The organism is Streptomyces sp. NPDC029159 (assembly GCF_055564055.1).
In genome coordinates this window covers 105,880-117,943 of sequence record NZ_JBVHWT010000001.1, presented here as the reverse complement: position 1 = coordinate 117,943, position 12,064 = coordinate 105,880, and the positions used below count along the sequence as shown (strand labels likewise).

The 12,064-nt window shown below is 73.5% G+C and carries 12 protein-coding genes; 10 read left to right on the top strand and 2 right to left on the bottom strand.

Translation table 11 applies throughout. The features are described 5' to 3' along the window. Positions 1-24 precede the first annotated feature (24 nt). The 7 genes from ACZ4U4_RS00570 (at position 25) to ACZ4U4_RS00540 (ending at position 6,962) form a co-directional block, all read left to right on the top strand. On the top strand, positions 25-870 hold the full coding sequence (locus tag ACZ4U4_RS00570) for a 2-keto-4-pentenoate hydratase (RefSeq protein ID WP_467867873.1): 846 nt from the start codon (positions 25-27) through the stop codon (positions 868-870). Then, the gene (locus tag ACZ4U4_RS00565; protein WP_467867871.1) at positions 867-1,286 is read left to right on the top strand and encodes a RidA family protein; all 420 of its coding nucleotides are present in this window, start codon (positions 867-869) and stop codon (positions 1,284-1,286) included. Before ACZ4U4_RS00570 ends, ACZ4U4_RS00565 begins: the two co-directional genes overlap by 4 nt. A gap of 66 nt (positions 1,287-1,352) precedes the next feature. Further along, positions 1,353-1,886 carry a 3-hydroxyanthranilate 3,4-dioxygenase gene (locus ACZ4U4_RS00560; RefSeq protein ID WP_467867869.1) on the top strand — a complete coding sequence of 178 codons (534 nt, stop codon included), beginning with the start codon at positions 1,353-1,355 and terminating at the stop codon, positions 1,884-1,886. Continuing rightward, positions 1,883-2,920: an amidohydrolase family protein gene (locus ACZ4U4_RS00555; protein ID WP_467867867.1), complete on the top strand. Its 1,038-nt coding sequence runs from the start codon at positions 1,883-1,885 to the stop codon at positions 2,918-2,920. The genes ACZ4U4_RS00560 and ACZ4U4_RS00555 overlap by 4 nt, the downstream gene beginning before the upstream one ends. A 206-nt stretch (positions 2,921-3,126) precedes the next feature. Next, positions 3,127-4,401 carry a carboxylesterase family protein gene (locus ACZ4U4_RS00550; RefSeq protein ID WP_467867865.1) on the top strand — a complete coding sequence of 425 codons (1,275 nt, stop codon included), beginning with the start codon at positions 3,127-3,129 and terminating at the stop codon, positions 4,399-4,401. 258 nt (positions 4,402-4,659) lie between these two features. Next, complete coding sequence (locus ACZ4U4_RS00545) at positions 4,660-5,571, top strand: glycerophosphodiester phosphodiesterase (protein ID WP_467867863.1); 912 nt, start codon at positions 4,660-4,662, stop codon at positions 5,569-5,571. Positions 5,572-5,783: 212 nt separating this feature from the next. After that, positions 5,784-6,962 carry an acyltransferase family protein gene (locus tag ACZ4U4_RS00540; protein WP_467867861.1) on the top strand — a complete coding sequence of 393 codons (1,179 nt, stop codon included), beginning with the start codon at positions 5,784-5,786 and terminating at the stop codon, positions 6,960-6,962. 82 nt (positions 6,963-7,044) lie between these two features. Here the strand turns inward: ACZ4U4_RS00540 and ACZ4U4_RS00535 are convergent, their stop codons facing one another. Then, positions 7,045-8,091: a DeoR/GlpR family DNA-binding transcription regulator gene (locus ACZ4U4_RS00535; RefSeq protein ID WP_467867859.1), complete on the bottom strand. Its 1,047-nt coding sequence runs from the start codon at positions 8,089-8,091 to the stop codon at positions 7,045-7,047. Between the two features lie 160 nt (positions 8,092-8,251). Next, positions 8,252-9,931: a bifunctional 3'-5' exonuclease/DNA polymerase gene (locus tag ACZ4U4_RS00530; RefSeq protein ID WP_467867857.1), complete on the bottom strand. Its 1,680-nt coding sequence runs from the start codon at positions 9,929-9,931 to the stop codon at positions 8,252-8,254. Positions 9,932-10,244: 313 nt separating this feature from the next. Here ACZ4U4_RS00530 and ACZ4U4_RS00525 point away from each other — a divergent pair, with 313 nt between their 5' ends. From ACZ4U4_RS00525 to ACZ4U4_RS00515, 3 genes are all read left to right on the top strand, one after another. Beyond that, positions 10,245-10,487: a chaplin gene (locus ACZ4U4_RS00525; protein ID WP_467867855.1), complete on the top strand. Its 243-nt coding sequence runs from the start codon at positions 10,245-10,247 to the stop codon at positions 10,485-10,487. 239 nt (positions 10,488-10,726) lie between these two features. After that, a complete protein-coding gene (locus ACZ4U4_RS00520) occupies positions 10,727-11,137 on the top strand; it encodes a rodlin (protein ID WP_467867853.1) in 411 nt (136 codons plus the stop codon). Positions 11,138-11,496: 359 nt separating this feature from the next. Next, entirely contained in the window at positions 11,497-11,730 is a 234-nt protein-coding gene (locus ACZ4U4_RS00515; RefSeq protein ID WP_467867851.1) for a chaplin, read from the top strand. The last annotated feature ends 334 nt before the right edge of the window (positions 11,731-12,064 follow it).

Genomic DNA, 12,064 nt, shown 5'->3' with positions numbered 1-12,064 from the left:
GCCGCCCGGAAGGAAGACGATCCGATGAGCTCCCCTGCTGATGACGGTGGTTGGGACCTCGCCGAGGCCGCCGCGGTGCTGGACGCCGCGGCCACCGGCGCCGCCCCGGTCGCCCAGCTCACCGCCGCCGCGCCGCTCGGCCTCGATGCGGCGTACGACGTGCAGCGGCTGCTGATCGAGCGGCGTACCGCCCGCGGTGAGCGGCCCAGCGGCGTCAAGCTCGGCTTCACCAGCCGCACCAAGGCGGCGCAGATGGGCGTCTTCGACGTCATCTTCGGCCGCCTCACCGACGCCATGCGGCTGCCCGACGGCGCCCGCGTCTCCCTGGCCGACTACGTCCATCCGCGCGTCGAACCCGAGGTCGCCTTCCGGCTCGCGGTCGATGTGCGGCCCGGGGACGCCGTCGATCCGGAGGCGGCCATCGATGCCGTCGCCCCGGCGCTGGAGATCATCGACAGCCGGTACCGCGACTTCCGGTTCACCCTGGAGGACGTCGTCGCCGACAACACCTCCGCCGCCGGATACGTCCTCGGGCCCTGGACCGCGCTCGCCGACGCCGGGGACCTCGCCCACCGCGGCGTCCGGCTGGAGATCGACGGGCGCACCGCCGAGACCGGCTCCACCGCCGCGATCCTCGGCCACCCGCTGCGCGCCGTCCACGCCGCGCTGCGCCGCGCCCGGGAACTCGGCCACCCGCTGCGCGCCGGGGAGATCCTGCTGGCCGGCGCCGCCACGCCCGCCGTCGCCCTCACCCCGGGCAGCCACATCGAGGCCACCGTCGCCGGACTCGGCCGCGTCGCCTTCACCGTGGCGGACGCCGCGGGGGACGAGGCCGCCGGGCCCGCCGCAACGATCAGGAACCCTTCATGAGCAATGACGGCATCGTCGTCCCCGGGAAGGCCACCCCACGCGGCCGGTTCCCGCATGTGAAAACCGCCGGTGACCTGGTGTTCTTCTCCGGGACCAGCAGCCGCAGGCCGGACAACACCATCGCCGGTGCCGAAGCCGACGAGATGGGCGCCACCACCCTCGACATCCGGGAGCAGACCCGCGCGGTCCTCGCCAACGTCCGCGAGGTGCTGGCCGCCGCCGGAGCCACCCTGGACGATCTCGTCCAGGTCACCGCGTATCTGGTGAACATGAACGACTTCGCGGGCTACAACGCGGTCTGGGCCGAGCACTTCGACGAGCGCGGGCCCACCCGCACCACCGTCGCCGTCCACCAACTGCCCCACCCGCACCTGCTCATCGAGATCCAGGGCATCGCCCACCGGCCCGCACCCTAGGCGCCCGCCCCGGCCCGCGCCCCAGGGCGTGCCCGCCCCCTCCGTACCGCCAACCCGAGGAGCACGATGGACCTGCCTCCGGTCATCAACTTCGCCCAGTGGGTACGCGACCACGCCGACGACCTCCGGCCACCCGTGAACAACCGGCAGATCTGGGACGGCACCAGCGACTTCATCGTCCAGGTCGTCGGCGGCCCCAACGCCCGCACCGACTACCACCTGGAGCCGTACGAGGAGTGGTTCTACCAGGTCAAGGGCGCCATGCACATCAACGTCATGGTCGACGGACGGCCCCGGCGGATCGATGTCCGCGAGGGCGAGATGTTCCTGCTGCCCGGCGGCGTCCCGCACTCCCCGCAGCGCCCCGAGGCGGGCTCCGTCGGCCTGGTCGTCGAACGCGTCCGGGACGAGGGCACCCTGGAGCGCTTCCAGTGGTACTGCCCCGGCTGCCACGCCCTCGTCCACGACGTGGAACTCCAGGTCCGCGACATCGTCCGCGACCTCCCCCCGGTCTTCACCGCCTTCCACGGCGACGCCCGGGCCCGAACCTGCCGCGCCTGCGGCACCCTGCACCCCGGCAAGAGCGGAACCGCACCGTGACCAGACCCACCCCGGACCCCCTCGTGGGCGCCTCCCGCATCGACGTCCACACCCACTACGTGCCGCTCGGCTGGCCCGATCTGGCGACCGCCGCCGGGCCCGCGCCCGACTGGCCCTGGCTGCGCGTCACCTCCGAACGCGAGGCCATGATCATGGTCGGCTCCCGGGAGTTCCGCCGGATCGGCGCCGACTGCTGGGACGCCGGCACCCGCCTCGCCAACATGGCCGCCGACGGCATCGACGCCCAGGTCGTCTCGCCCACCCCGGTCTTCTTCAACTACGCCCGCCCCGCCGACCAGGCGGTCAAGGTCGCGCAGATCTTCAACGACCTCGCCCTGGAGATCTGCGCCCCCGCCCCCGGGCGGCTGCTGCCCTTCGCGCAGGTTCCTTTGCAGGATCCGGACGCCGCCTGCCGCGAACTCGACCGCTGCCTCGCCAACGGCCACCACGGGGTGGAGATCGGCAACCACGTCGGCGACCGCGACCTCGATGACGAGGGCATCGTCACCTTCCTCCAGCACTGCGCCGACCGCGGCGCCCCTGTCTTCGTCCACCCCTGGGACATGCCGGCCTCCCCGCGGCTGGACCGCTGGATGGCCCAGTGGCTGACCGGGATGCCCGCCGAAACCCACCTCTCGGTGCTCGCCCTCGTCCTCGGCGGCGTCTTCGACCGGGTCCCCGACACCCTGCGGATCTGCTTCGCGCACGGCGGCGGCTCCTTCGCGTTCTGGCTGGGCCGCCTGGAGAACGCCTGGCACCGCCGCGCCGACGCCATCGCCACCTCCGCGCTGCCGCCCTCGCACTACACCGACCGCTTCTCCGTCGACTCGGTCGTCTTCGAACCCACCGCGCTGCGCACCCTCGTCGACACCCTCGGCGCGAGCCAGGTGATGGTCGGCAGCGACTACCCCTACCCGCTGGGGGAGCGGCCCGTCGGCGCCGTCGTCCACCGCTCCGACTTCCTGGACGAAACTGACCGCGCGGCGATCCTCGGCGGCAACGCCCGGCGGTTCCTGGGGCTGCCGCCGGTCTGAACGCGGCCCGCGGACCGGTCCGCACTCCCCGCCGCGACCGCCCGCACATCGGCCGGAAACCTCCCGGCGGCCGGTCCCGTTCCGCCTCCCCCGGACGGATCGGCCGCCGGGATCCGTACGTTGTACCCGGGCGGCGGCCACCGGGCCCGGCCCCGTACCGCCGCCGCCCGCCCCCCCCCGCCCCGTACCGAAGGAGAGAGCCGCCTGTGAACAGCGCACCGGGCCACGTCGTCGACGTCCCCACCGACCGGGGGAGCGTCCCGGTCCGCCGCACCGGACCCCTCCGCTACGCCACCGCCGCCCGCTTCCGGCCGCCGGTCCCCGTCCCCGCGGGCGCCGACGACCCGGTGTCCGGCGCGATCTGCCCGCAGCCGCCGTCCCGGCTCGAAGCCGTGATGGGCACCGCCCGGCGCTTGCCGCAGGACGAGGACTGCCTGCACCTGAGCATCACCGCCCCGGCGGCGCCCGCCGCGCCCCGGCCCGTCCTCGTCTTCCTGCACGGCGGCGGCTTCTCCAGCGGCTCCGGCCTGCTCGACTGGTACGACGGCGCCCGGCTCAGCGCCGAGGGCGATCTCGTCGTCGTCTCCGTCAACTACCGCCTCGGCCCGCTCGGCTTCCTCCGCCACCCGGACGTCGCCGCCGGAAACCTCGGCCTCCTCGACCAACTGACCGCACTGCGCTGGGTGGCCGAGAACATCGCCCGGCACGGCGGCGACCCGGCACAGGTCACCGTCGCCGGACAGTCCGCCGGGGCGATCTCCCTGGCCCTGCTGCTGCGCCACCCCGAGACTCCGCGCCTGCTGCGCCGCGCCATCCTCCAGAGCCCGGTCCTCGGCCCCGTCCAGACCGACCCCGCCGAGGCCGAGGCGGACGGCGCCGCCTTCCTCGCGACGCTGGACGGCGACCCGTTCACCGCCGCACCCGACGCACTGCTCACCGCCGTCGCGGTCGCCGCCGAAAGCGTCACGGCACGCACCGGCAGCCGTGTCGCGCCGCCGTTCTCCCCCGTCGTCGGCGCCGACCCGGTCCCCGCCGCCCCGCCCGCCACCGGCCTCGACGGCGTCGACCTGCTCATCGGCTGGAACCGCGAGGAGCTGACCGCCTTCGGCCTGACCCGCGCCGACGCCCGCGCCGCCGAGGGCCCCGCCTTCGCCGCCCCGATCACGGAGTTCGCCGCCTGGGCCACCGCCGCGGGCGCCCGCGTCACCACCTACCGCCTCGACTGGGAGCCGGCGGGCTCACCGTTCGGCGCCGTCCACTGCCTGGAGCTGCCGCTGCTGCTCGGCGACGAGGCGGCGTGGCGGGACGCGCCGATGCTCGGCGACGTCCCCTGGTCCGAGGCGGACGAGTTCGGGCGCGCGCTGCGGGGCGAGTGGGCGGCCTTCGCCCGCACCGGGGAGGTCGACCCGGCGGCGACGGAGGGCCACCCGGTGAGCTGGGGCCTGGGCCCGCAGACCCCGCCGGACAGCCCGAACTCGTAGGCCCCCCGGCGGCCCGCCGCACCCGGCCGCCCGCATCCGGCTGCCCGCCCCCCCGGCGGGCAGCCGCACGGGAGCGTCCTTGCGCATTCCCCCACCCGGGTCCCCCGCCCCCGGACAGCCGCGCCCGATTCGCCGCGGCTCCGGCGCCGGGCGACCGTCGAGGAGTGCCGTCCGCCGGGACCGTGCGGGCTCCCGGCGGTGCGGCACGGGACGGGGCCGCCACGGTGCCGTCCGGCGGGCGAGCGACCTGGAGGCACCGTGCCGCACATATCCCTACGGCGCGCCGCCGCCGTCACCCTGCTCGCCGCCCTCGCCACCGGCACCGCTCTCACCGCCCCGGCCGCCCGCCCCGGCCCCCGGCCCGCGGTCGCCCCGGCGGCGTACCCCCGCGGCGCAGCGGACCACCCCGGCCCGCCGACCGCCCCCGCCGTCGCCGCCCCGCTGGTCATCGCGCACCGCGGCGCGGCCCGCCGGGCGCCGGAGAACACCCTCGCCGCCGTCGACGCGGCCCACCGCGCCGGGCTCACCTGGGTCGAGAACGACGTCCAGCGCACCAAGGACGGGCAGCTCGTCGTCGTCCACGACGCGACGCTGCGTCGCACCACCGACGCGGTGCGCGCCCTGCCCGGCCGCGCCCCCTGGCGGGTGGCCGATCTCACGGCCGCCGAGATCGCCCGGCTCGACGCCGGGAGCTGGTTCGCCACACGGTTCGCGGGGGAGCGGGTGCCGACCCTCACCCGCTATCTGCGGCGCCTGGACCAGCACCACCAATCGCTGCTGCTGGAGTTGAAGAACCCCGCCCGCTACCCCGGCATCGAGGCCCAGACCCTCCGCCTGCTGCGCGCCGAGGGCTGGCTCGGCCGCGCCCACCACGGCCGCCTCGTCATCCAGAGCTTCGACGCCGGCTCCGTCCGCACCGTCCACCGACTCGACCCGCGCCTGCGCACCGCCGTCCTCGGCGCGCCCACCCTCCGCGACGCCGCCCGCTACGCCCGCTTCACCGACGGCATCAACCCGCCGCTCGACCACCTCACCCCGCGCTGGGCCGCCGCCGTCCACCGGCTGCGCGGCCCGCACGGCGCCCCGCTGCGCATCTACGGATGGGGCCCCGGCGCGACCCCCGACACCCCCGCCGCAGCGGCGCGAGGAATCGACGGAGTTGTCGCATAACGTGCCCAGAAATGGGATCCGGCCCTTGTCAGAACCGGCCCGGGCAAGGATTTACGGGATTCGCGCGGCAGAGCTAAGGTGCCTGAGATGTTCGACGCCGCCACGCCCCCCGCATACGTATGGAGACGCAGAATCCGGCCGATGGGTTCCTTCGTGGCACCCGGCGCGATTGCTCGTCCCGCCCCTCCTCTGGGTTCGTACCGGGAGGGCCCTTGACGAACGACATATCCGACCACGGCGACCGCCGCGTCCCGATGCCCCCGCAGGCCACCGCGGGCGGTGCCACCGCCACCGCCCTCGCCCCGCCCGCCGCCGCAGCCGTCCCGCGGCAGTCCCCGGCCCCGCGCCAGGATGCGGCGCCCGCGCCGAAGAAGCAGCGCGACGCGTTCTTCGACAACGCGAAGTACCTCGCCATCGTGCTGGTGGCGATGGGCCACGCCTGGGAACCGCTCCGGGACGGCAGCCGCGCCGCCGCCGCCCTCTACATGACCGTCTACGCCTTCCACATGCCGGCGTTCATCCTCATCTCCGGCTACTTCTCGCGCAGCTTCGACATGCGCAAGGACCGGCTGCAGCGACTGATCACCGGCGTCGCCGTCCCGTACATCCTCTTCGAGACGGCGTACACCTTCTTCAAGCGGTGGGCGGACGACGACCCCGGCTACCCCATCAGCCTCCTGGACCCCTGGTACCTCACCTGGTTCCTGGTCGCGCTCTTCATCTGGCGGCTGACCACCCCGCTGTGGAAGGTCGTCCGCTGGCCGATCCCGCTGGCACTCGCCATCGCCGTCGCCGCCTCCCTCTCCCCGGAGATCGGTAACGACCTCGACCTCCAGCGCGTCCTGCAGTTCCTGCCGTTCTTCGTCCTCGGACTGAACCTCAAGGCCGAGCACTTCAAGCTCGTCCGCAACCGCCGGGCCCGCATCGCCGCCGTCCCGGTCATGGCCGGTGCGCTGCTCTTCGCGTACTGGGCCGCGCCCCGGATGAACGCCGCGTGGTTCTACCACCGCGACGCCGCGCAGGATCTCCACGCCCCCTGGTGGAGCGGCGCCGTCATGACGCTCGCGATGTTCGGCTGCTCGCTGGTCCTCGTCGCCTGCTTCTTCGCCTGGATCCCGGGCCGCACGATGTGGTGCACCGCCCTCGGTGCCGGCACCCTCTACGGCTATCTGCTGCACGGCTTCCTCGCCAAGGGCTCCCGCTTCTGGGGCTGGTACGACGTCTCCTGGGTGCACACCCCGTGGGGCGCGATCGTGCTGACCCTGATCGCGGGCACCGTCATCACGCTGCTGTGCACCCCACCCGTGCAGCGCGTCTTCCGCTTCGCGATGGAGCCCAAGATGGACTGGGCGTTCAAGAAGGACCCGGTGGGCGCCGCCCGCCACCGCTGACCTGCTCCGACGCAACAGGGCGCCCGCCACCGGAAGACTCCGGAGGCGGGCGCCCTGTCAGTGGGTCACGGCCCGTCGTACGTCACACCCGGTGGGTCTCCTCGGACACCAACTCGTAGCGCACGCCCAGCGAGTGCAGCGCCTCCTGCTCCTCCTGCGGCAGCCGCGCATCGGAGATGACGAGATCGAAATCGGCGAGCGGCGCCAGCTCGTAGAGCGCCTGACGGCCGAACTTCGAATGGTCGACGAGCAGCACCTTCCGCCGCGCCGCCGCCATCAACGCCCGCTTGACCAGGACGTTTTCCTGCGCCTGGTGATAGCAGTGGCCATTGTCGACGGCCGAGGTGGACAGGAACGCGACATCGGCGCGGAAGCTGCGGGCGCTGTCGGCGGTGGACATGCCGAGGAAGGCGTTGAACGCCGCGTGGTACTCCCCGCCCAGCGCGATCACCCGGATGTCGGGCTCCTCCGCCAACTCGTTGATCACCTGGAGGGAGTTGGTGATGACGGTGTACGCACCGCGCGAGGAGAGCGCCCGGGCCAGCGGCAGCGCCGTGCTGGAATCATCGATGATCACGGCCTGGCCCGGCTCGGCGATGGCCAGCGCCGCCGCGCAGATCGCCTCCTTCGCCGCGACCTGCTCATTCCCCCGCCACCGCGCATTGGACTCGAAGAGCGCGTTCGGCGCGGCCGTCGCCCCGCCGCGCACCTTCCGCAGCCACCCCTGGTGCTCCAGCGTGTCCAGATCCCGGTGCACGGTCATCTGGCTGACGCCCAGCTCCTGCACCAGCTCCTCGATGGTGACCTGCCCCTCGGCCAGCACCCGGTCCGCGATCCGCTTACGCCGCTCCCGCGGGCTCAGCTTGGCGGGCGCCTCGGCACCGGCCGCGTGACCTGCGGCGGGACCGGCCGCGCCCGCGTGCCCCGCGGCGGCCTGCTCCGGGGCGGCCCGCGGGTCCGCCTCCGGGGTGCGCGGGTCCGTCGCGGCCGGGTGTGCCGCCTCCGGATCCGGCCGCTCCGTCCCGGGGCTCCGCCGACCTGCCGCCGGGCCCGACCGCTCGGTCTCCGGGGCCCGGCCGTGCGGGCCCCCGTCCGTGACCGAGGCCCGATTGCCTTCGCTGTCGGTCAACGCGTCGTCCCTTCGCGGATCGGATGTCGGCCGCCCTCAGCACGGCCGGCCGCCTGAGGGTTGTCCCGTACCCCCGGATTTTAGGTCGTGCCCTCGAATCGGCGTGCGGGCTGTGGACCGGCGCCCGAACCACCACCCGGCCGCCCCGCCGCCCCGCCCCTCACTTCGCGTCCGCGTAGCAGTCCACCACCGCCGTCGTGAACGGGAACCGCACCGGCGTCGGACCGAACGCCAGACGGCCCGCCGCATCCGCCGCCGACGCGATGGCCGCCGCGACCGCCTCCGCCTCCTCGGCGGGGCAGTGCACGATCACCTCGTCATGCTGGAAGAACACCAACTCCGCCCGCAGCCCCGCCTCGTACAACGTGCGCCGCAGCCCGGCCAGGACCAGCAGCGTCCAGTCCGCGGCGCTGCCCTGCACCACGAAGTTCCGGGTGAACCGGCCGCGCGCCCGCGCCGCCGCACCCCCGCCGTACCCGGCCCCCTCCGCGTCCTCCTCCTGCGGCAGCCCGGCCTCCTCCGGCGGCGCCACCGACGCGGGCGGGCACGTCCGCCCCAGCCACGTCCGCACCAGCCGCCCCTCCTCGCCCGCCCGCGCCGCATCGTCGACGTACGCCACCGCCGCCGGATACCGCCGCCGCAGATCGGCCAGGTGCTTCAGCCCGTCCCCGGACGTCTGGCCGTAGATCGCGCCCAGCAGCGCCAGCTTGGCGCGGTCCCGGTCGCCGCCGAAGGCCCGCGCGGCGAGGTCCGCGTACAGATCACGGCCGGTGCCCGCGACCTCCATCAGCCCGCGGTCCCGCGAGACCGCCGCCAGCACCCGCGGCTCCATCTGATCGGCGTCGGCCACCACCAGCCGCCACCCCGGATCGGCCCGCACCGCCCGCCGCACCACCTTCGGCACCTGGAGCGCCCCGCCGCCGTTCGTCGTCCAGCGGCCGGATACCGTCCCGCCCGGCAGATACGCGGGCCGGAACCGCCCCTCGTGCACCCACTGCTGCAACCACGACCAGCCGTGCGCGGTGTGCAGCCGGTACAGCGCCTTGTACGCCAGCAGCGGCGCCACCGCCGGATGGTCGATCCGCTGCAGCTCCCACTTACGCGTCGAGCTGAGCGCGATGCCCGCGCCCGCGAACGCCCGGACGATGTCCTGCGGCAGATCCGGCCGCACCCGCGCCCCGCCGAACGCCCGCGACACCTCCTCGGCCAGCTCCGCCATCCGCCGCGGCTCCAGCCCGCCGGGGAACCGCTCGCCCAACAGCTCGTCCAGCAACGCCCGGTGCACATCGGCCCGCCACGGCACCCCGGCCCACGTCATCTCCGCCGCGACCAGCATCCCCGCCGACTCCGACGCCAGCAGCAACCGCATCCGCTCCGGCCGCTCCGCCCGCTCCGTGCACGCCACCTGGCCCGCGTAGACCTCCAGCAGCGCCGTCAGCTCGTCCGTCCCCGGCGGCAGCGGCACCGGGCCCGGCTCGAACAGCGACGGCTGGGTGTCGGCCGCCCGCACCGGCGCATCCGGCGGCACCGGCAGCCCCCGCAGCCGCGCCCATGCCGCCGCCAGCGATCGCGGCTGCCCCCGCTGCCCCTCCTCGTGCCCGATCAGCAGCGCCTCCGCCGCCTCGACGTCGTAACACCGCTCCACCCGCAGCCCCGCCGCCAGCAGCCCGCGGTACAGCTCGGGGGTGGAGCGCCACACCCACCGCTCCACCTCGGGCCGGGCCCGCACCGCCGCCGCGAGCGAGGGCTCCCGCACCACCGGCCCCGCGGGTCTCCCGTCCGGAGTGAGCGGGCAGAGACGCACACCCCCGTCGCCCGTCTCCGCCACCGCCCATCTCATGCCAGGAGTCTTGCAGCAGGGTCTGACAATCGCTCTGACCAGCGGTTTCGCCAGGTCCGTCCGCGGTCGGCCGACGGCTTCGCCGTACGTGGTGCGCTGCACCCACCCGGCCCACACGCCCGGTCCGCACGCCCCGCACGCCCGCGCAGGTCATCCACAGGGGGCGGCTACGAACACACATGCCCCGGATTCACCCGAAAGTGGCGCTACCCGTCGGCTGTTCATGCGTTGAACAGCTTGTCGCTCCGCGCGGCTGTGCGTCGCCTACGCGTACGCGCAAGTCCCGAAAGCTGCTTCAGTGAAGAGGTTCGCCGTGAAGTTTGTCTCCAAGGCCGCCGTTCTGTCCGCCGCCGCGGGTATCGCCGTCATCGGTGGTGCCGGTGTCGCCTCCGCCCACGGCGCCGGCGCCGAGGGTGCCGCCGTCGGTTCGCCCGGCGTCATCTCCGGCAACAACATCCAGGTCCCGGTCGACGTCCCCGTCAACGTCTGCGGCAACACCATCAACATCATCGGGCTGCTCAACCCCGCGTTCGGCAACACCTGCGTCAACGGCTGACGCCTCCCCGGCAGGCGCCCGTACGCCACGGACGCCCGCCCCGAAGGCCGGCCGGGACCCACGGTCCCCGGCCGGCCTTCGCCGTTCCCGGGACACGGCCCGCAATACCACGCCACCCGGATGCGGTGATATCTGCCTACGGATTCGCGTCATTCGGGTGAACCGGCGAAACCGCACCCCACGAAGCGAGTTGTCCAGGACGCTCCGGATACGGGCACTCCGCTTCGAAAGGGTAAATCGTGATCAAGAAGGTCCTGGCCACAGCGGCCGTAGCCGCGTCCCTCGTCGGCGTCTCGGCGGCCGTCGCCCCGCAGGCGATGGCGACCGGCAACGACAACGGCACCTCCACGGTCAACGGCAACGGCGCCAAGACCGCGTACGGCAACTCCACCACCAAGGGTGAGATGAGCCCGCAGCTGGAGCTGATCCAGGGCACCCTCAACAACCCCTGCATCGGCCTGCCGCTCAAGGCGAACATCGGCTCCCTCGTCGGCCTCGTCCCGATCACCGTTCAGGACGTCAACGTTCTGTCCTCGCCGCAGAACCAGCAGTGCACCGAGAACTCCACCCAGGCCAAGGGCGACGAGGCGCTGTCGCACATTCTGGACGACATCCCGGTGCTGTCCGCCAACGGCGTCGGCAACCGCTGACCCCGCTCGGCCGCCGGCCGGCCCCCCGGTTCTCTCCTCCCGGGCGGACCGGACCGGCGGCACCCCGCCACCTCTGTGGGGCGGGGCAGTTCGACCCCTCTCAGTAGGAATTCGTATTCGGCGAATCCCTCGTACGTGTGTCCCGCGGTGATTTCGACGGCGCGGCCGCGCTATTGCGGCGGCAACTGCCGGGCGGATCCAGGCCGTTCGGACGATTTTTCCGAAAACTTCTCCGCGGGAGTTTCGTCGGCGAGGGGCCATCGTTACCAATATCGGCAGCGGAGTGACGGGCGGCGGTTTGCGCCCGTGCGGCACGAAGGACGTGCGCGTTACCGATCCGCTGCAGGAAAGGGCTCAAAGTGAAGTACACCAAGATCGCCGCTGTTGCCGCCGGTGCCCTCATGGCCGTCGGTGCCGCCGCCCCGGCGTTCGCCGACTCGGGCGCCGAGGGTGTCACCGCGAACGACCCCGGTGTCATCTCCGGTGACAACATCCAGGTGCCGATCCACCTGCCGATCAACCTGTGCGGCAACACCATCGACATCATCGGGCTGCTCAACCCGGCCTTCGGCAACACCTGCGTCTCCGACTGATCCGAAGCATTTCGGATCACGTTGCCCCGATCGGCCCCGGTGCACATTCCGTGTACCGGGGCCGACCGGTGCCCGCACCGAATTCGCTGCGCCTGTAGCAATTCGCGCGCCTTTTCGGAACCCGTTCCGGGAAACACGCATGTTCGGGGGTTTCTCCGCGGGCAGGGAATCGTTGGGCAGAGGGAATGCGGTGATCCGAGCAGCGAAGTGAATGCTCATGTGGCCGGGATGTCGCGTCCCGTCGAACACCGCCCGAGAAGGGACAGTTCACAGTGAAGTACGCGAAGTCAGCCGCCGTTCTGGCCGGTTCCGTCATGGCTCTCGGCGCGGCTGT

What these genes read in the sequence shown, in the direction of transcription:
- ACZ4U4_RS00530 (WP_467867857.1), bottom strand. Translation starts at nt 9,931, where the DNA reads ATGAGATGGGCGGTGGCGGAGACGGGCGACGGGGGTGTGCGTCTCTGC.
- ACZ4U4_RS00565 (WP_467867871.1), top strand. Translation starts at nt 867, where the DNA reads ATGAGCAATGACGGCATCGTCGTCCCCGGGAAGGCCACCCCACGCGGC.
- ACZ4U4_RS00570 (WP_467867873.1), top strand. Translation starts at nt 25, where the DNA reads ATGAGCTCCCCTGCTGATGACGGTGGTTGGGACCTCGCCGAGGCCGCC.
- ACZ4U4_RS00560 (WP_467867869.1), top strand. Translation starts at nt 1,353, where the DNA reads ATGGACCTGCCTCCGGTCATCAACTTCGCCCAGTGGGTACGCGACCAC.